This is a genomic window from Streptomyces sp. WG7, assembly GCF_049975785.1.
GTDB lineage: Bacteria > Actinomycetota > Actinomycetes > Streptomycetales > Streptomycetaceae > Streptomyces.
Map to the genome: position 1 here is coordinate 173,573 of NZ_JBNGGE010000002.1, position 17,747 is coordinate 191,319.

The window sequence follows — 17,747 nt, forward strand, 5'->3', positions numbered from 1 at the left end:
AGGCCTGGCGAGGACCCGACGTGGGCCCGACCGAGGCCCGACGTGGGGCCCGACGTGGGCCCGACGGAACCTGACGCAGGCCGACGAGGGCCTGACGACCGTACGCACGTCCGGGGCGGGGGCGCCCGGTGGACCACAGCGGTCCGCCGGGCGCCCCCGCCGTTGGTGCCGGGGGACGCGACGGACCGTGCGGTGGCTCAGCGTCGGCGCATGTCCGCGACGCGTGCCCGTTCCGCCCCGGCGTTCTGCTCACCCAGGGCCGTCGCCGACCGCAGGCCGGCCGCAGCTCCCGGGACCTGACGGCGTGGTCCCGGAAGCGGCACGTCCCGGCGCTGCTGGCGTGCCGGGACGGCATCACTGCCGGAGGTCCCCGAGACCCCCGGGGCCGCGGGGCCTCCCGAGCCGGTCGCCGCTCCCCCCGACGCCCCGGTCACGGCGATCTGCACGCCCTGGTCGGCCAGGGCCTGGAGCTCGGTGGCGGCGCGGTCGTCGTGGGCGGCCGGCTCGTCCGTGACCAGGCGGGTGATGAGGTCCGTGGGCACGGTCTGGAACATGGTGTCCGTGCCCAGCTTGGAGTGGTCGGCGAGGACGACGACCTCGGCGGCGGCCTGCACCAGCGCGCGGTCGACGGACGCCGACAGCATGTTGGACGTGGACAGCCCCCGCTCCGCCGTCAGCCCGCTCCCGGACAGGAAGGCCTTGGACACCCGCAGCCCTTGCAGGGACTGCTCGGCGCCCGAACCGACCAGGGCGTAGTTGGACCCCCGCAGGGTGCCGCCGGTCATCACGACCTCGACCCGGTTGGCGTGGGCGAGGGCCTGGGCGACGAGCAGCGAGTTGGTGACGACGGTCAGGCCGGGCACCCGCGCGAGCCGGCGGGCCAGCTCCTGCGTGGTGGTGCCGGCCCCCACCACGATGGCCTCGCCCTCTTCGACGAAGCCCGCGGCGAGGTCGGCTATGGCCGTCTTCTCGGCGGTCGCGAGATGGGACTTCTGCGGGAAGCCGGACTCTCGCGTGAAGCCACCCGGCAGTACCGCACCACCGTGCCGGCGGTCGAGGAGTCCTTCTGCCTCCAGTGCGCGCACGTCCCGCCGTACGGTCACTTCGGAGGTCTGGACGACGCGGGCGAGCTCACGGAGCGACACGGCCCCGTTCGCTCGCACCATTTCGAGGATCAATTGGCGACGTTCTGCAGCGAACACGAAACTGACAGTAACCCCAACGACCGTCTGCTTTCAGCAGTATGCGCCGAATAACAGAAGTTGTTCGCAGGGCAGGGCGGGAAGTGGTATATGCGCCTACTCCGGCCGCCTATGCCGCCCACACACTCCGCAACTCCCCGTGACCAGCGGGGATCCGGTTCCGGCCGCGGGCTCCCGCCCTAGCCCTCCCCGCCGGCCTTCCGCGTGTGCAACTGCCGTGCCACCTCGGCGATCGACCCCGAAAGAGAGGGGTACACGGTGAAGGCGTTCGCGATCTGTTCGACCGTCAGGTTGTTGTCGACCGCGATCGAGATGGGATGGATGAGTTCCGAGGCGCGCGGTGCCACCACGACACCGCCCACCACGATCTCGGTGCCCGGCCGGCAGAAGATCTTGACGAAGCCGTCCCGGATGCCCTGCATCTTGGCCCGGGGGTTGCGCAGCAGCGGCAGCTTGACGACACGGGCGTCGATCCGGCCGGCGTCGACGTCCGCCTGCGAGTACCCGACCGTGGCGATCTCGGGGTCCGTGAAGACGTTGGACGAGACGGTCTTCAGGTTCAGCGGGGTCACGGCGTCGCCCAGGAAGTGGTACATGGCGATGCGCCCCTGCATGGCGGCGACCGAGGCGAGCGCGAAGACGCCGGTCACGTCACCGGCGGCGTACACCCCGGGGGCCGAGGTCCGCGACACCCGGTCGGTCCGGATGTGCCCGGAGTCCTTGAGCTTGACCCCGGCCTCCTCCAGCCCCATGCCCTCGGTGTTGGGGATGGCGCCCACGGCCACGAGGCAGTGCGACCCGGTGATGACGCGCCCGTCGGCGAGCGTCACCTCCACCCGGTCCCCCACGCGCTTGGCGGACTGGGCCCGCGACCGCGACATGACGTTCATGCCGCGCCGCCGGAACACGTCCTCCAGCACGGCGGCGGCGTCCGGGTCCTCGCCGGGCAGCACCCGGTCCCGCGACGACACGAGCGTCACGCGCGACCCGAGGGCCTGGTAGGCGCCGGCGAACTCGGCACCGGTCACGCCGGACCCGATGACGATGAGCTCCTCGGGCAGCTCCTCGAGGTCGTACACCTGGGTCCAGTTCAGGATCCGCTCGCCGTCGGGCCGGGCGTCCGGCAGCTCACGGGGATGCCCGCCGGTCGCGATGAGCACCGCGTCCGCGGTAAGCGTCTCCTCGCTCCCGTCGGCGGCGCGCACCACGACCTTCCGCGACCCGTCGAGCGCCTGCATGCCCTCCAGCCGCCCGCGCCCGCGCACGACCCGCGCCCCGGCGCGCGTCACGGAGGCCGTGATGTCGTGCGACTGCGCCAGCGCGAGCCGCTTCACACGCCGGTTGACCTTGCCCAGGTCCACGCCGACCACCCGGGCGGTCTGCTCCATGGGCGGGGTGTCGTCGGCGACGATGATCCCCAGCTCTTCGTACGACGAGTCGAAGGTGGTCATCACCTCGGCCGTGGCGATCAGGGTCTTGGACGGCACGCAGTCGGTCAGCACCGACGCCCCGCCCAGACCGTCGCAGTCGACGACGGTCACCTCCGCGCCGAGCTGCGCGGCCACCAGCGCCGCTTCGTATCCGCCGGGTCCGCCGCCAATGATCACGATCCGAGTCACGTACTCCATTGTCCCGCACCCTTCAACGTGGGGCCGCCCGGGGGCACGTCTGTTACAAGAGCGGCGCCCGGGAGCCTGCCGTACCCTCTCCCCATGTCGCTCTACGCCGCTTACGCCGGCAACCTCGACGCGCGGTTGATGACCCGCCGCGCCCCGCACTCGCCGCTGCGCGCCACCGGCTGGCTGAACGGGTGGCGGCTGACCTTCGGGGGCGAGCACATGGGCTGGGAGGGCGCGCTCGCGACCCTCGTCGAGGATCCGATCTCCCAGGTCTTCGTGGCCCTCTACGACATCGCCCCGATGGACGAGGAGTCGATGGACCGCTGGGAGGGCGTGGGGCTGGACATATACCGCCGTACGCGCGTACGCGTCCACACCCTGGAGGGCGAAGAGGGCGCCTGGACCTACGTCCTGAACGCCTACGAGGGCGGCCTGCCCTCCGCCCGCTACCTGGGCGGGGTCGCGGACGCCGCGGAATCGGCCGGCGCGCCGCACGACTACGTCATGGAGCTCCGCAAGCGCCCCTGCTGAGCCGCGGTCGCCCTCGCCCCACCTGGAAACGGTCCTTCGTCGGAAACGACAGGACAACGATCGCAATCCCGTGAGCTCTGTCATCTACGCGCGTAGGCGTAAACCGGCTACCCTCTTCGGCGTGAACGCATCTCTTCTTCCGGACGACATCCAGGGCGCCACCCCAGCAGACCCGAGGGCCGCCGCCGACGCCGCCGCGGCCCGCCTGCGCGAACTCACCGGCGCCGAGACCCACGACGTCGCCCTCGTGATGGGCTCCGGCTGGGCACCGGCCGTGGACGCCCTGGGCGATCCCGAGGCCGATCTCCAGGTCACCGACCTCCCCGGCTTCCCGAAGCCGGTGGTGGAGGGACACGGCGGCAGGGTCCGCTCGTACGCCATCGGTGACAAGCGCGCGCTGGTCTTCCTGGGCCGCACCCACTACTACGAGGGTCACGGGGTGGCCGCCGTCGCCCACGGCGTCCGCACGGCCGTCGCCGCCGGCGCCAAGACGATCATCCTGACCAACGGGTGCGGCGGCCTGCGCGAGGGCATGCGCCCCGGCCAGCCGGTCCTGATCGGCGACCACATCAACCTCACCGCCACCTCCCCGATCGTCGGCGCGAACTTCGTCGACCTGACGGACCTCTACTCCCCCCGCCTGCGCGCCCTGTGCAAGGAGGTCGACCCCACGCTGGAGGAGGGCGTCTACGCCCAGTTCCCCGGCCCGCACTACGAGACGCCGGCCGAGATCCGCATGGCCCGCGTCATCGGTGCCGACCTGGTGGGCATGTCGACGGTGCTGGAGGCGATCGCCGCCCGCGAGGCCGGCGCGGAGGTGCTGGGCATCTCGCTGGTGACCAACCTCGCGGCGGGCATGACCGGGGAGCCCCTCAACCACGAGGAGGTCCTGCAGGCGGGCCGCGACTCCGCCGCCCGGATGGGGTCGCTGCTGACGCAGGTGCTGGGACGGCTGTAGCCGCCGGTCCACCGACGCCGGTGCGGTACGGGTGACGCGGCCCACCGCCCACCCGTGCCGCCCCGGCCGCACGACTGCCCGCAGCCCCGGTGCGCGACGGGCGGAGAGCCGCGTACGGCGAGAAGGGGACGTGTCGGGGGGTGTCCGCCCGCAGCGGTTGGCGCGTCCGCGCCGGCACTTCCGTGGCCGACCGATTCCGCGCCGTTCCGAGGACGGACACCCCCCGGCGCGGCCCCGACCCACCACACGACGCACCGAGCCACCCCCACCCACCCCGCGCAGGCCGCCGCAGGTCCCCGCACCCCCACCCACCCCGCACAGGCCGCCGCAGGCCCCCGCACAGACCACGACCACAGAGAGGCTGACCGACGTGCACGACGACCTCCTCGCACGGGCCAGGGCATGGCTGGCCGAGGACCCCGACGCGGACACCCGCGCGGAACTCGCCGAGCTGATCGACGCCCAGGACCACGACGAGCTCACCGCACGCTTCTCCGGCACCCTCCAGTTCGGCACCGCGGGCCTGCGGGGCGAGCTCGGCGCCGGTCCGATGCGCATGAACCGCTCCGTCGTCATCCGGGCCGCCGCCGGCCTGGCCGCGTACCTGAAGAAGCAGGGGATCGAGCACGGGGACGGCACAGCCGGCCTGGTCGTGATCGGCTACGACGCCCGCCACAAGTCCGCCGACTTCGCCCGCGACACCGCCGCGGTGATGACCGGCGCCGGTCTCAGGGCGGCCGTCCTCCCCCGCCCCCTCCCCACCCCCGTCCTCGCCTTCGCCGTACGGCACCTCGGCGCGGTCGCCGGCGTGGAGGTCACCGCCAGCCACAACCCGCCCCGCGACAACGGCTACAAGGTGTACCTCGGCGACGGCTCCCAGATCGTGCCCCCCGCCGACGCCCGGATCGCCGCGGAGATCGACGCCGTACGCTCGCTGAACGACGTGCCCCGTCCGGAGACCGGCTGGCAGATCCTGGACGACTCCGTCCTCGACGCCTACCTCGCCCGCACGGACGCGGTCCTCTCCGAGGGCTCCCCGCGCACCGCGCGCACCGTCTACACCGCGATGCACGGCGTCGGCAAGGACACCCTCCTCGCGGCCTTCGCCCGGGCCGGCTTCCCCTCCCCCGCCCTCGTGACCGAGCAGGCCGACCCCGACCCGGACTTCCCCACCGTGGCCTTCCCCAACCCGGAAGAGCCCGGCGCGATGGACCTCGCCTTCGCGAAGGCCCGCGAGACCGGCCCCGACCTGATCATCGCCAACGACCCGGACGCCGACCGCCTCGCCGTCGCCGTACAGGACGGCACCGACTGGCGCATGCTCCGCGGCGACGAGGTCGGCGCCCTCCTCGCCGCCCACCTGGTCGGCCGCGGTGCGCACGGCACGTTCGCGGAGTCGATCGTCTCCTCCTCCCTCCTCGGCCGCATCGCCGGGAAGGCGGGCCTGCCGTACGAGGAGACCCTCACCGGCTTCAAGTGGATCGCCCGTGTCGAGGGCCTGCGCTACGGCTACGAGGAGGCCCTCGGCTACTGCGTCGACCCCGAGGGCGTACGCGACAAGGACGGCATCACCGCGGCCCTCCTGATCACAGAACTGGCCTCGACCCTCAAGGAGGAGGGCCGCACCCTCCTCGACCTCCTCGACGACCTCGCCGTGGAGCACGGCCTGCACGCCACCGACCAGCTCTCGGTCCGCGTCGAGGACCTCTCCGTCATCGCCGCCGCGATGCGCCGCCTGCGCGAACAGCCCCCCACGCTCCTCGCGGGCCTCCCCGTCACGAAGGCCGAGGACCTCACCCGGGGCACGGACACGCTGCCGCCCACGGACGGCCTGCGCTACACCCTCGACGGCGCCCGGGTGGTCGTCCGCCCGAGCGGCACGGAGCCCAAGCTGAAGTGCTACCTGGAGGTGGTCGTCCCGGTAGCGGCGCGCGCCGATCTGCCCGGAGCACGCGCGAAGGCGACGGACCTGCTGACGGCCCTCAAGCGGGACCTGTCGACGGCGGCGGGCATCTGACCGCGCGAATCTGACCGCGCGAGGCTGATCACTCGACCCCGATGGGGTGCCCCCACCCGGAGGCACCCCATCGGGTGATCTTCCCGTACGCGCACCGCCGAAGCACCAGGGAGCCGGCGCCGCGTCCTCGTGATCCCCTGGCCCCGCCCGGCAGCGGGCCCGTGCCCGTGCCCGCGCCGTGGAGCGTCAGCCGGTAGCCAGCAGCACAGCGAGCAGCACCGCCCCGGCCGCCGCCGGCGCGACGACCTCGTAGGCCCAGCGCACCGTCACCTCGCCCTGGGAGGTGTCGGCCTGCTTCCGCGCCTCCAGCGTCTCGCGCAGGTCGTCCATGACCTTGTCGGTCTCCGCCCGCACCGGCGCGTCCGCCGCGGCGGGCCCGGCACCACCCCGCGCACCGCCCCCGCCGAGACCGCCGAGGCCGCCGAGCATCCCGCCGCGTCCCTGGCCGCCCCCGGAGACCCGCCGCGTCTCCCGTCGCGCGGCCTTCTTCCGGGCGCGCAGCGAGACGGGAATGGACCACAGCTGGTACTTGTCGCCGGACTCGGTGAAGACCTCGTTGGAGTAGCCGGACCGGAAGGAGGCGACCTGCCCCCAGGGCAGCACGATCACCCGGAAGGGGTTGCGCACCCGCAGCCGGTCGTCGCCCGCGAAGACGGCGGGCCGCACGGTGTAGGCGGCGATGAGCGGCACGAGGAAGAGCAGCGCCGCGACCGCCGTCCAGGGCGTGCGCCCCTCGCCCGCGACCAGGGCGTCGATGCCGAGCCAGAGGGCGAGGGCGAGCAGCAGGACCCCGCCGGCGAGGCCCGCGGGCGAGCGGTAGATCCGGTCCTTCGACACGGGTACCGGCGGCTGCGGCGGTGGTGACTGGGACTCCGGGGTCGTCATGGTGCCGATTGTGCCCGACGGCCCCGGCGGCGCTCATCGGTGGTGCCGGTCCACGGAACGAGCGCGCGGGACTGTACAGCCGCTACGCGCGTAGATATGCTCGCCTGGTGACCATGCCCACCACTGCATCCGCTGTTCCCGCACACGGACTCGCCGACGTCACCGCGTCCGACAGCACGCTGCGCCGCTTCCTCCACGGGCTGCCCGGCGTCGACACGGTCGGCCTGGAGGCGCGCGCCGCCTCGCTCGGCACCCGTTCGATCAAGACCACCGCGAAGGCGTACGCCATCGACCTCGCCATCTCGATGGTCGACCTGACGACGCTGGAAGGCGCGGACACCCCGGGCAAGGTCCGGGCGCTCGGCGCGAAGGCGGTCCGCCCCGACCCGACCGACCGCACCGCCCCGGCGACGGCGGCCGTCTGCGTCTACCCCGACATGGTGCCCGCCGCCAAGGAGGCCGTCGCAGGCTCGGACGTCAAGGTCGCCTCGGTGGCCACCGCGTTCCCGGCGGGCCGCGCCTCGATGGCCGTCAAGCTGGCCGACGTGCGCGAGGCCGTGACGGCGGGCGCGGACGAGGTCGACATGGTCATCGACCGCGGCGCGTTCCTCGCGGGGAACTACATGAAGGTGTACGACGAGATCGCCGCCGTACGTGAGGCCTGCGGCACGTCCGCCCGCCTGAAGGTCATCTTCGAGACCGGCGAGCTGTCGACGTACGACAACATCCGCCGCGCGAGCTGGCTCGGCATGCTGGCCGGGGCCGACTTCATCAAGACCTCCACCGGCAAGGTCGCGGTCAACGCCACGCCCGCCAACACCCTCCTGATGCTGGAGGCGGTCCGCGACTTCCGCGCGCAGACCGGCGTCCAGGTCGGCGTGAAGCCGGCCGGTGGCATCCGTACCACCAAGGACGCGATCAAGTTCCTGGTCCTGGTCAACGAGACCGCGGGCGAGGACTGGCTGGACAACCACTGGTTCCGCTTCGGCGCCTCCTCGCTGCTGAACGACCTGCTGATGCAGCGCCAGAAGCTGGCCACCGGCCGCTACTCCGGTCCCGACTACGTGACGGTGGACTGATCACCATGGCACCTGTTTTCGAGTACGCACCGGCGCCCGAGTCCCGCGCGGTCGTCGACATCGCCGCGTCCTACGGCCTGTTCATCGACGGCGAGTTCACCGAGGCCGCCGACGGCAAGGTCTTCAAGACCGTCTCCCCCTCCACCGAGGAGGTCCTCTCCGAGGTCGCCGAGGCCGGCGAGGCGGACGTCGACCGCGCGGTGAAGGCCGCCCGCAAGGCCTTCGAGAAGTGGTCGGCGCTCCCCGGCTCCGAGCGCGCGAAGTACCTCTTCCGCATCGCCCGGATCATCCAGGAGCGCAGCCGCGAGCTGGCCGTCCTGGAGACCCTGGACAACGGCAAGCCGATCAGGGAGACCCGCGACGCGGACCTCCCCCTGGTCGCCGCGCACTTCTTCTACTACGCGGGCTGGGCCGACAAGCTCGACCACGCCGGCTACGGTGCGAACCCGCGCCCGCTCGGCGTCGCCGGCCAGGTCATCCCGTGGAACTTCCCGCTCCTGATGCTGGCGTGGAAGATCGCCCCGGCGCTCGCGACGGGCAACACGGTGGTCCTCAAGCCCGCCGAGACGACCCCCCTCTCCGCCCTGTTCTTCGCGGACATCTGCCGTCAGGCGGGCCTGCCCAAGGGCGTCGTCAACATCGTCACCGGCGACGGCCGCGCCGGCGCCGCGCTGATCGCCCACCGCGACGTGAACAAGGTCGCCTTCACCGGCTCCACCGCCGTCGGCAAGGAGATCGCGCGCACGGTCGCGGGCACCCGCAAGAAGCTGACGCTCGAACTGGGCGGCAAGGGCGCCAACATCGTCTTCGACGACGCCCCGGTCGACCAGGCCGTCGAGGGCATCGTCAACGGCATCTTCTTCAACCAGGGCCAGGTCTGCTGCGCGGGCTCCCGCCTGCTGGTCCAGGAGTCGATCCACGACGAGCTGCTGGACTCCCTCAAGCGCAGGCTCTCCACCCTGCGCCTCGGCGACCCGCTGGACAAGAACACCGACATCGGCGCGATCAACTCCGCCGAACAGCTGGCCCGGATCACCGCGCTGGCCGACCAGGGCGAGGCGGAGGGCGCCGAGCGCTGGTCCCCGGCCTGCGAACTCCCGGAGAACGGCTTCTGGTTCGCCCCGACGCTCTTCACGAACGTCACCCAGGCGCACACCGTCGCCCGCGACGAGATCTTCGGCCCGGTGCTGTCCGTCCTCACCTTCCGTACGCCGGACGAGGCGGTCGCCAAGGCCAACAACACCCCGTACGGCCTCTCCGCGGGCATCTGGACGGAGAAGGGCTCGCGCATCCTGGCGGTCGCGAACAAGCTGCGCGCGGGTGTGATCTGGTCCAACACGTTCAACAAGTTCGACCCGACCTCGCCGTTCGGCGGCTACAAGGAGTCGGGCTTCGGCCGCGAGGGCGGCCGCCACGGCCTGGAGGCGTACCTCGATGTCTGACCAGAACCGACTGAGCGTCTTCAAGACCTACAAGCTGTACGTGGGCGGGAAGTTCCCGCGTTCCGAGAGCGGCCGGGTGTACGAGGTGACCGACGCAAAGGGCAAGTGGCTGGCGAACGCCCCGCTCTCCTCCCGCAAGGACGCCCGTGACGCGGTGGTCGCCGCGCGCAAGGCGTTCGGCGGCTGGTCCGGCGCGACGGCCTACAACCGCGGCCAGATCCTCTACCGCGTCGCCGAGATGCTGGAGGGCCGCCGCGACCAGTACGTCGCGGAGGTCGTGGACGCCGAGGGCCTGTCGAAGTCGAAGGCGGCGGCGCAGGTCGACGCCGCGATCGACCGCTGGGTCTGGTACGCGGGCTGGACCGACAAGATCGCCCAGGTGGTGGGCGGCGGCAACCCGGTCGCGGGTCCCTTCTTCAACCTCTCCTCCCCGGAGCCGACGGGCGTGGTCGCCGTCCTGGCCCCGCGGGAGTCGTCGCTCCTGGGCCTGGTCTCGGTGGTCGCCCCGGTGATCGCGACCGGCAACACGGCGGTCGTGGTGGCGTCGGAGAAGTCCCCGCTCCCCGCCCTCTCCCTCGGCGAGGTACTGGCCACCTCCGACGTCCCCGGCGGCGTGGTCAACATCCTCTCCGGCCGCACCGCGGAGATCGCCGCCCCGCTCGCCGCCCACCAGGACGTCAACGCGATCGACCTCGCGGGCGCCGACGAGGCGCTGGCGAAGGAGCTGGAGATCGCGGCGGCCGACAACCTCAAGCGCGTCCTGCGTCCACAGCCTGTGGACGACGCGGACTGGTCGGCGACGCCGGGCACCGACCGCATGACGGCGTTCCTGGAGACGAAGACGGTCTGGCACCCGACGGGTGCGCTGGGCGCGTCCGGCTCGTCGTACTGAGCCGCCACGTCACCACGACCGAGCCGCGCCCTCCCACCGTCCGGGGAAGGCGCGGCTCTTCGTGTCACTCCATCACGGAATTGACCACAAGATGACAGTTGAGCCATCATGTGGTCATGACCGAGATCGCCATCAGTGCCGCCCGCTCCCAGCTCGGCGACCTCGTGCGCCGTGCCGCCCACGGCCGCGAGACCATCGCGCTCACCGACCACGGGCACGTGGCCGCCCTTCTCGTGTCGCCGCAGGTGATTGAGGATCTCGAAGACGCCCTCGTGTTCGCCGACTACCAGCGACGCAAGGCGGAAGGGACGCTGGAACCAGGCATTCCGCACGAGGAAGTCGGCCGGATGCTGGGGCTGCGGTAAGTGGCCTACGAGATCATCTGGGAGCCTCGCGCGTCCAACGCGGCCGCGCGCTTCCTCAAGGAAGACCCCAACGGCCTGTCAGCCGTCTACGAAGTCGTCGAATCCCTCAGTACGCAGCCCCGCCCACAGGGCTCCGTCCCCTACGGATCACCCAACCTGCGACGCCTCCATGTCGGCGACTACCGGGTTCTGTACCTCGTCGAGGACGACGTGATCCGCATTGTCGTAGCCCACCTCGGCCGAACCGCCTGACCCCCTCGCCGGGCCGGCCGCGTCAGCGCAGCAGCTCCGTCGCCTGCCCCACCACCGGCACGCCGCCCACCGACCGCGCCTGGGCGACCGGCCCCGTCAGGGCCGTCGAGGTCAGCGGCTGGAAGTCGGCGACCTTCGTGCCCACGCCGTTGTCCAGCGGGTCGACGCCGGTGACGGCCAGCGGGTTGGGCTTGAGGTCGGCGACCGGACCGGCGGCGTGGCCGACCGTGCCGGTCACCGCCCGGAGGCCCGACCGCGGATCCGGGCCGCCCTCCGCGGAGGCCGTGGCGGCGCCCGCGCCCAGTGCGGCCCCGGCGGTCGCGAGGACGGCCAGGGCACGCCGGACGGCCGGGGTGCGGGAGGAGGACGCGTGTCGGGCCATCGGCGAGCCACCTCGTGCTTCGGAGTACTTCGAAAGCACCGCGGAGAGTAATCGGCGTCGTGCGAAGCGTAGTTGAGGTGTGACGCCTGCTTCAAAGCCGGCCCTCGGGGTCGTACGGCGGCCGTTCGATGCCTCACACTGGTGTCCCGTGAGCTCCCATCCGCCCATACCGACGCGAGTCGTGCTGCTCTGCGGCCCCTCCGGCTCCGGCAAGTCCCTCCTCGCCGCCCGCTCCGGACTTCCGGTGCTGCGCCTCGACGACTTCTACAAGGAGGGCACGGACCCGTCGCTGCCGCTGGTGCCCCAGAGCTCCGACATCGACTGGGACCATCCCGACTCGTGGGACGCGGACGCGGCCGTCGCCGCCATCACGGAACTGTGCCGCACGGGCCGTACGCCCGTGCCCGTCTACGACATCGCGCTGAGCGCCCGTACCGGCGAGGAGACGGTCGACATCGGGCGGACCCCGCTGTTCCTCGCCGAGGGCGTGTTCGCCGCCGAACTCGTGTCCCGCTGCCGGGACCTGGACGTCCTGGCCGACGCGCTGTGCCTGAGCCGGGGCCCGCTGACGACCTTCCGCCGCCGCTTCCTGCGGGACCTGCGGGAGGGCCGCAAGTCCGTGCCGTTCCTGCTGCGCCGCGGCTGGCGGCTGATGCGGCGGGAACGGTCGGTCATCGCACGGCAGACGGCCCTGGGCGCCCACGTCTGCGACCGGGACGAGGCGATGGGCCGGCTGGCCGCCGCGGCGGCGGGGCGGTGCGCCACGGCGCGTACGGCGGTGTGACGCGGCCCCTGACCCAGGCCGTCTGACACAGGCCCCTGACACAGCAAGAGCGGGACTGGACGGACCCCCCGGCCCTCCAGCCCCGCTCTCTTTGTGCTCCCCCGTGCTTCCCCCCGGTTTCCCCCGTTCCCCCGTATCCCCCCCGGGGTTGTTCCCCCGTGTCCCCCGTGGTGCTTCCCCGTGAGTAAGAGCCGGGTGTCCTCCCCCTGATACACCCCGGCCCCGAACTTTTTTCACGGGGACCGTCCTTCAGGCGACCAACTCGCCGAAGGCGTCCTCCCGGTCACGGCCGAAGCTGAGGACCTCGTCCTCGCGCAGCCGGCGGAGCGACCGCCAGATGCTGGACTTCACCGTGCCGACGCTGATGCCGAGGATGTCCGCGATCTCCGGGTCCGTGCGGCCCTCGTAGTAGCGCAGGACCAGCATGGTGCGCTGGAGCTCGGGCAGCCGGGCCAGCGCCTGCCACAGGACCGTGCGCAGCTCGGTGCCGCGCATGGCGTCCGTGTCGCCCGCCGTCTCCGGCAGTTCCTCGGTCGGGTACTCGTTGAGCTTGCGGCGCCGCCAGGCGCTGATGTGCAGGTTGGTCATGGTGCGGCGGAGGTATCCGCCGACCGCCGCCTTGTCGGTGATCCGGTCCCACGCCCGGTACGTCGAGAACAGCGCGCTCTGCAGCAGGTCCTCGGCCTCGAAGCGGTCGCCGGTGAGGTGGTAGGCGGTGGCGTACAGGGAGGCGCGGCGTTCCTGGACGTAGGCGGTGAACTCCGCCTCCGACAGCGAACGGCGCTCCCCCGGGTCCTCCCCGTACGCCGGCCCCCCGTGCGTCTCCCCCTGACGCGTGTCGACCACCGCCATGTAGGCGGTGTGCTGACGCCCGGCGCCGCGAGCGCACCCCCGCCCTCCCCCACGCTCGAACCCGCTCGCGCGGGAGGGGCCCCCATCGGCACCGGACTTCTCGGAACCCCGGTGCAGGTGCACGTCGTGCAGACGCGTGACCACTGCGCTGGTGCTGGTGCCCTTCAGCGTGTTCATCTCGCGCCCCCCGTCGTGGACTTCCGGATTTCGGCCTGCTGTGTTGCCTGTGCCGAAAAGCTTGCCCCGGTGACTTCATGGCCGTGTCCGCCGACTGTCACAGACCTGTCACAGGGGTCCGCCACGGTTGCGCCACCGTTCCTTCACAGGGTCCGGCGGCGTGTCGGGGCCCCATCCGGACCCACAGGTCGAACCGCACCCCCTCCATGGGCCAGAATGAGCCCGTGCCTTCCCTGTTGCTGATCGAGGACGACGACGCCATCCGTACGGCCCTGGAGATCTCCCTGAGCCGCCAGGGCCACCGGGTGACCACCGCTGCCAGCGGTGAGGACGGTCTGAAGCTGCTGCGCGAGCAGCGGCCGGACCTGATCGTGCTGGACGTGATGCTGCCCGGCATCGACGGTTTCGAGGTGTGCCGTCGCATCCGGCGCACCGACCAGCTGCCGATCATCCTGCTGACCGCGCGCAACGACGACATCGACGTGGTCGTCGGTCTCGAGTCGGGCGCCGACGACTACGTCGTCAAACCCGTCCAGGGCCGGGTGCTGGACGCCCGGATCCGGGCCGTGCTGCGGCGCGGGGAGCGGGAGTCGACCGACTCGGCGAGCTTCGGCAGCCTGGTCATCGACCGGTCGGCGATGACCGTGACGAAGAACGGCGAGGACCTCCAGCTCACGCCGACCGAGCTGCGGCTGCTCCTCGAACTGAGCCGGCGGCCGGGGCAGGCGCTGTCCCGGCAGCAGCTGCTGCAGCTGGTGTGGGAGCACGACTACCTCGGCGACTCCCGGCTGGTGGACGCCTGCGTGCAGCGGCTGCGCGCCAAGGTCGAGGACGTGCCGTCGTCCCCGACCCTGATCCGTACCGTGCGTGGTGTCGGCTACCGGCTGGATCCGCCTCAGTGACACAGGAACACCAGGGGGGTCCACGCGGCTGGGTCGCGGCTCGCAAGGGAGTCTGGTCCTGGCTGCGCTTCACCAGCCTGCGTCTGCGGCTGGTGCTGGTCTTCGGGCTGGTCGCGCTCACCGCCGCCGTGTCCGCGTCCGGCATCGCCTACTGGCTGAACCGGGAGGCGGTGCTCACCCGCACCCAGGACGCCGTGCTGCGCGACTTCGAGCGGGAGATGCAGAACCGGGCGGGCGCGCTGCCCGAGCACCCCACCCAGGACGAGTTGCAGCACGCCGCGGGGCAGATGGCGGGCAGCGGCCAGCGGTTCAGCGTGCTGCTGGTCGCCGAGAGCGCCGACGGCACCGCCGTGTACGGCAGTTCCGGCGGCCTGGGCGGCTTCTCGCTGTCCGACATACCCGAGTCGCTGCGCACGGCGGTGAACAAGGAGCAGCAGGTCACCAAGGCCAACAAGCACCCGTACCACCTGTACTGGCAGCGGATCACCGAGGACGACACGCCCCAGCTCGTGGCCGGCACGAAGGTGATCGGCGGCGGGCCGACCGGCTACATGCTCAAGTCCCTGGAGCCGGAGGCCAAGGACCTGAACTCGCTCGCCTGGTCGCTGGGGATCGCGACCGCGCTCGCGCTGCTCGGCTCCGCGCTACTCGCGCAGGCCCTCGCGACGACCGTGCTGAAGCCGGTGCACCGGCTCGGGGTCGCGGCGCGACGGCTGGGCGAGGGAAAGCTGGACACCCGGCTGCGCGTGTCCGGCACCGACGAACTGGCCGATCTGTCACGCACGTTCAACAGCGCCGCCGAGGCACTGGAGAAGCGGGTCGCGGACATGGCCGGCCGGGAACAGGCGTCGCGGCGCTTCGTGGCGGACATGAGCCACGAGCTGCGTACACCGCTGACGGCGATCACCGCCGTCACGGAAGTACTGGAGGAGGAGCTGGAGTTCGAGGGCGGCGGCTTCGACCCGATGATCGAGCCCGCCGTACGACTGGTGGTCAGCGAGACGCGGCGGCTGAACGACCTCGTGGAGAACCTGATGGAGGTCACCCGCTTCGACGCGGGCACCGCCCGGCTGGTCCTGGACGACGTCGACGTCGCCGACCAGATCACCGCCTGCATCGACGCCCGCGCCTGGCTGGACGCCGTCGACCTGAACGCCGAGCGCGGCATCCACGCCCGGCTCGACCCGCGCCGCCTCGACGTCATCCTGGCCAACCTGATCGGCAACGCGCTCAAGCACGGCGGGTCGCCGGTGGGGGTGTCGGTGACGCGGGCGGACGACGAGGTGGTCATCCGGGTGCGGGACCACGGGCCCGGCATCCCCGAGGACGTCCTGCCGCACGTCTTCGACCGCTTCTACAAGGCGAGCGCCTCCCGGCCGCGCTCCGAGGGCAGCGGGCTCGGCCTGTCCATCGCCCTGGAGAACGCGCACATCCACGGCGGGGAGATCACCGCCTCCAACTGCCCCGACGGGGGCGCGGTGTTCACGCTGCGACTGCCGCAGGACCCGTCTCCGCCCGCGGAAGAGGACGCCGAGGACGCCGAGGACACGGGGGGCTCCGGTGGCTCCGGCGGCCCCGCCGGCGCCGAGGGCGCCTCGGGCGACGAGAGCACGGGCAAGGACGCGAAGGGACAGGTCTGATGACCGCACGCCGCCTGCCGGCACTCCCCGGGCTGGCCGGTCTGGCCGCGCTGGCCGCGCTGCTCGCCGGGTGCGGCATCCGCGCCACGGAGGTACCCACGGACTACGGTCCCGCGCCCTCGCGGGTGCGCTGCTCGCTCGCCGAGCCGGACGTGTCGGCGCGGACGGCGCCCGGCGTGCCCGTGCAGGTGTTCCTGCTCTGCGGCTCGTCGCTGGTGGCCGTGGACCGGACGGTGCGGGTGCCGGACGGCGCGGCGGACTCCGGGCGGCGCGTGCTGGTGGCCCAGGCGCTGCTGAACCAGCTCACGGCACCGTCGCCGGCCGCGGAGAAGGAGGCCGGCTACACCACGGACGTGAGCCGCGGGATCACCGTGACCGGCCCGCGCCCCGGCGACCCCGAGGACACGTTGCGCCTCGGCACCGACCCCGACGACCTCACCTCGTACGCCCTCGCCCAGGTCGTCTGCACCCTCTCCGACTCGGCCGCGGCCGAGGGCGACGGCTCCGTCGTCCTGGCCGGCCCCTCCGACCGGCCCGCACGCCGCTACGTCTGCACGGACGAGGTCCGCGCCAGGCCGGGCAGCAACGAACCGCCGTCCGGCGAGGTCGCGGGCGGCTGACGTGCTGACGTGCCGTGCTGACGGCCGGCGGCCGGTGACGCGCGGCCGGGGCGCCGGCCCGGGCCCGGCGGTGGGGCCGGCGCCCCGGGGGACGGCGGGCGGGCCATGTGGCGCAAGCCTCACCCTTGCGAGGGAGGGACCGGAACCGAGTACGGCGGCGGCCGCGTCTAGGGGTGCGTGCAGCGTCATGGGTTCCTCGGCGGCAGCGTCGCGCTCCGCATCCGTGTGACAGGAAGTGTCCTCCTGGTCGCACATCTCGCGTTCGTCGCCTGGTACACGCTGCGGCCACTCGACGTCCCCTGGGTGCTGCCGCCCAACCTGGAGCCGGGCGCCGGGATCCGCGCCGATCTGGCGCTCGGCTGGCCCGCGGCGGCCCATTCCCTCGGCGGGGCGCTCGCGCTGCTGGCGCCCCTGGGGGTGCTGCTGCCGATGGCGGGCGGCCGGCTGGCCGTCTCGCCGCTCGCCTCCCTGCTGCGTACCACGGCCGCGGGGGCCCTGTTGTCGCTGGGCATCGAACTGCTGCAGACGGGGGTGCCCGGCCAGGTCGTCGACGTCGACTCACTGCTGCTCAACACGGCGGGCGTGGCCCTCGCGCACCTCGCCCTGGTCCCCGCGGGCCGCGCCCGGCTCCGTCGCAGGTCCCGGCGGGGCGGCCGGGAGGACGTCCGCCGGGAGGAGCCCACTCAGGGTCGGACCCCGACGATTCCCAGGGTCGGAATCGCACCGTAGAGCGACGCTTTGCTCCGTTCGTCTCCGTAGCGTGGAAGGCAGATGAAGGGGAAGCCGAACGGCAGCCCCACCACACGCTCACGAAGGAGCCGCGATGTCCCGCCTCGCCCGCCCCACCAACGGCCGCATGATCGGCGGAGTGTGCGCCGCGCTGGCCCGGCGCTTCGGCACCTCCACCACCACGATGCGGGTGATCTTCCTGGTCTCCTGCCTGCTGCCCGGCCCGCAGTTCCTGCTCTACATCGCCCTGTGGTTCCTGCTGCCGTCCGAGGAGAAGGCCGCCCGCACGGCCTGGTGACGGACCCATGGCCTGGTGACGGGCCGACGGCCTGGTGACGGGCCCATGGCCTGAGGAAGGCCCGTACGGGGCCGTGCCGGCGGGCTGACGGACGTACCTCCCCTCTGGTACACCGACGGGG

19 protein-coding genes are annotated in these 17,747 nt (G+C 72.5%); 14 read left to right on the plus strand and 5 right to left on the minus strand.

Translation table 11 applies throughout. The features are described from left to right. Nucleotides 1–197: 197 nt before the first annotated feature. Both ACP4J0_RS03195 and ACP4J0_RS03200 read right to left on the minus strand, forming a co-directional pair. Nucleotides 198–1,202 carry a DeoR/GlpR family DNA-binding transcription regulator gene (locus ACP4J0_RS03195; protein WP_426597065.1) on the minus strand — a complete coding sequence of 335 codons (1,005 nt, stop codon included), beginning with the start codon at nt 1,200–1,202 and terminating at the stop codon, nt 198–200. A 179-nt stretch (nt 1,203–1,381) separates the two neighbouring features. Further along, the gene (locus ACP4J0_RS03200; RefSeq protein WP_426526475.1) at nt 1,382–2,830 is read right to left on the minus strand and encodes an NAD(P)H-quinone dehydrogenase; all 1,449 of its coding nucleotides are present in this window, start codon (nt 2,828–2,830) and stop codon (nt 1,382–1,384) included. Nucleotides 2,831–2,914: 84 nt separating this feature from the next. Between ACP4J0_RS03200 and ACP4J0_RS03205 the strand changes: the two genes are divergently transcribed. From ACP4J0_RS03205 to ACP4J0_RS03215, 3 genes are all read left to right on the plus strand, one after another. Beyond that, nucleotides 2,915–3,352 (plus strand): gamma-glutamylcyclotransferase, encoded by a 438-nt coding sequence (locus ACP4J0_RS03205; RefSeq protein WP_426597066.1) that lies wholly within the window; start codon nt 2,915–2,917, stop codon nt 3,350–3,352. 121 nt (nt 3,353–3,473) lie between these two features. Further along, nucleotides 3,474–4,310, plus strand: coding sequence for a purine-nucleoside phosphorylase (locus ACP4J0_RS03210; RefSeq protein ID WP_426597067.1), 837 nt, complete (start codon nt 3,474–3,476; stop codon nt 4,308–4,310). 370 nt (nt 4,311–4,680) lie between these two features. Beyond that, nucleotides 4,681–6,327 carry a phospho-sugar mutase gene (locus ACP4J0_RS03215; RefSeq protein WP_426597068.1) on the plus strand — a complete coding sequence of 549 codons (1,647 nt, stop codon included), beginning with the start codon at nt 4,681–4,683 and terminating at the stop codon, nt 6,325–6,327. A 186-nt stretch (nt 6,328–6,513) separates the two neighbouring features. Here ACP4J0_RS03215 and ACP4J0_RS03220 read toward each other — a convergent pair whose 3' ends face one another. After that, nucleotides 6,514–7,212 carry a PH domain-containing protein gene (locus ACP4J0_RS03220; protein ID WP_426597069.1) on the minus strand — a complete coding sequence of 233 codons (699 nt, stop codon included), beginning with the start codon at nt 7,210–7,212 and terminating at the stop codon, nt 6,514–6,516. 107 nt (nt 7,213–7,319) lie between these two features. Between ACP4J0_RS03220 and deoC the strand changes: the two genes are divergently transcribed. From deoC to ACP4J0_RS03245, 5 genes are all read left to right on the plus strand, one after another. Beyond that, entirely contained in the window at nt 7,320–8,291 is a 972-nt protein-coding gene (gene deoC / locus ACP4J0_RS03225; protein WP_426597070.1) for a deoxyribose-phosphate aldolase, read from the plus strand. 5 nt (nt 8,292–8,296) lie between these two features. Beyond that, a complete protein-coding gene (locus tag ACP4J0_RS03230) occupies nt 8,297–9,733 on the plus strand; it encodes an aldehyde dehydrogenase family protein (protein WP_426597071.1) in 1,437 nt (478 codons plus the stop codon). Further along, on the plus strand, nt 9,726–10,625 hold the full coding sequence (locus ACP4J0_RS03235) for an aldehyde dehydrogenase family protein (RefSeq protein ID WP_426597072.1): 900 nt from the start codon (nt 9,726–9,728) through the stop codon (nt 10,623–10,625). The genes ACP4J0_RS03230 and ACP4J0_RS03235 overlap by 8 nt, the downstream gene beginning before the upstream one ends. Before the next feature lie 116 nt (nt 10,626–10,741). After that, a complete protein-coding gene (locus ACP4J0_RS03240) occupies nt 10,742–10,990 on the plus strand; it encodes a type II toxin-antitoxin system Phd/YefM family antitoxin (RefSeq protein ID WP_426597073.1) in 249 nt (82 codons plus the stop codon). Further along, nucleotides 10,991–11,242, plus strand: a complete 252-nt coding sequence (locus tag ACP4J0_RS03245; protein WP_426597074.1) for a type II toxin-antitoxin system RelE family toxin — start codon at nt 10,991–10,993, stop codon at nt 11,240–11,242. A 22-nt stretch (nt 11,243–11,264) separates the two neighbouring features. On the opposite strand, the gene ACP4J0_RS03250 is transcribed toward ACP4J0_RS03245, so the two are convergent. Further along, nucleotides 11,265–11,624 carry a hypothetical protein gene (locus tag ACP4J0_RS03250; protein WP_426597075.1) on the minus strand — a complete coding sequence of 120 codons (360 nt, stop codon included), beginning with the start codon at nt 11,622–11,624 and terminating at the stop codon, nt 11,265–11,267. A 181-nt stretch (nt 11,625–11,805) separates the two neighbouring features. Between ACP4J0_RS03250 and ACP4J0_RS03255 the strand changes: the two genes are divergently transcribed. After that, nucleotides 11,806–12,408: a uridine kinase gene (locus ACP4J0_RS03255; RefSeq protein WP_426597274.1), complete on the plus strand. Its 603-nt coding sequence runs from the start codon at nt 11,806–11,808 to the stop codon at nt 12,406–12,408. A gap of 249 nt (nt 12,409–12,657) precedes the next feature. On the opposite strand, the gene ACP4J0_RS03260 is transcribed toward ACP4J0_RS03255, so the two are convergent. Further along, nucleotides 12,658–13,437: a SigE family RNA polymerase sigma factor gene (locus tag ACP4J0_RS03260; protein WP_426597076.1), complete on the minus strand. Its 780-nt coding sequence runs from the start codon at nt 13,435–13,437 to the stop codon at nt 12,658–12,660. A 224-nt stretch (nt 13,438–13,661) separates the two neighbouring features. On the opposite strand from ACP4J0_RS03260, the gene afsQ1 reads away from it, so the two are divergent. From afsQ1 to ACP4J0_RS03285, 5 genes are all read left to right on the plus strand, one after another. Then, nucleotides 13,662–14,339, plus strand: a complete 678-nt coding sequence (gene afsQ1 / locus ACP4J0_RS03265) for a two-component system response regulator AfsQ1 (RefSeq protein ID WP_426525625.1) — start codon at nt 13,662–13,664, stop codon at nt 14,337–14,339. Next, nucleotides 14,336–15,979, plus strand: coding sequence for an ATP-binding protein (locus ACP4J0_RS03270; protein WP_426597077.1), 1,644 nt, complete (start codon nt 14,336–14,338; stop codon nt 15,977–15,979). The genes afsQ1 and ACP4J0_RS03270 overlap by 4 nt, the downstream gene beginning before the upstream one ends. Continuing rightward, the gene (locus ACP4J0_RS03275) at nt 15,979–16,599 is read left to right on the plus strand and encodes a hypothetical protein (protein ID WP_426597078.1); all 621 of its coding nucleotides are present in this window, start codon (nt 15,979–15,981) and stop codon (nt 16,597–16,599) included. Before ACP4J0_RS03270 ends, ACP4J0_RS03275 begins: the two co-directional genes overlap by 1 nt. A 177-nt stretch (nt 16,600–16,776) precedes the next feature. After that, nucleotides 16,777–17,328, plus strand: a complete 552-nt coding sequence (locus tag ACP4J0_RS03280) for a VanZ family protein (protein WP_426597079.1) — start codon at nt 16,777–16,779, stop codon at nt 17,326–17,328. 94 nt (nt 17,329–17,422) lie between these two features. After that, entirely contained in the window at nt 17,423–17,626 is a 204-nt protein-coding gene (locus ACP4J0_RS03285; protein ID WP_426597080.1) for a PspC domain-containing protein, read from the plus strand. The last annotated feature ends 121 nt before the right edge of the window (nt 17,627–17,747 follow it).

Excerpts from the sequence above, each read along its gene's own strand:
- ACP4J0_RS03250 (WP_426597075.1), bottom strand. The coding sequence starts at position 11,624 with ATGGCCCGACACGCGTCCTCCTCCCGCACCCCGGCCGTCCGGCGTGCC.
- ACP4J0_RS03220 (WP_426597069.1), bottom strand. The coding sequence starts at position 7,212 with ATGACGACCCCGGAGTCCCAGTCACCACCGCCGCAGCCGCCGGTACCC.
- ACP4J0_RS03200 (WP_426526475.1), bottom strand. The coding sequence starts at position 2,830 with ATGGAGTACGTGACTCGGATCGTGATCATTGGCGGCGGACCCGGCGGA.
- ACP4J0_RS03230 (WP_426597071.1), top strand. The coding sequence starts at position 8,297 with ATGGCACCTGTTTTCGAGTACGCACCGGCGCCCGAGTCCCGCGCGGTC.
- ACP4J0_RS03240 (WP_426597073.1), top strand. The coding sequence starts at position 10,742 with ATGACCGAGATCGCCATCAGTGCCGCCCGCTCCCAGCTCGGCGACCTC.
- ACP4J0_RS03260 (WP_426597076.1), bottom strand. The coding sequence starts at position 13,437 with ATGAACACGCTGAAGGGCACCAGCACCAGCGCAGTGGTCACGCGTCTG.
- ACP4J0_RS03205 (WP_426597066.1), top strand. The coding sequence starts at position 2,915 with ATGTCGCTCTACGCCGCTTACGCCGGCAACCTCGACGCGCGGTTGATG.
- ACP4J0_RS03285 (WP_426597080.1), top strand. The coding sequence starts at position 17,423 with ATGTCCCGCCTCGCCCGCCCCACCAACGGCCGCATGATCGGCGGAGTG.
- ACP4J0_RS03275 (WP_426597078.1), top strand. The coding sequence starts at position 15,979 with ATGACCGCACGCCGCCTGCCGGCACTCCCCGGGCTGGCCGGTCTGGCC.
- ACP4J0_RS03235 (WP_426597072.1), top strand. The coding sequence starts at position 9,726 with ATGTCTGACCAGAACCGACTGAGCGTCTTCAAGACCTACAAGCTGTAC.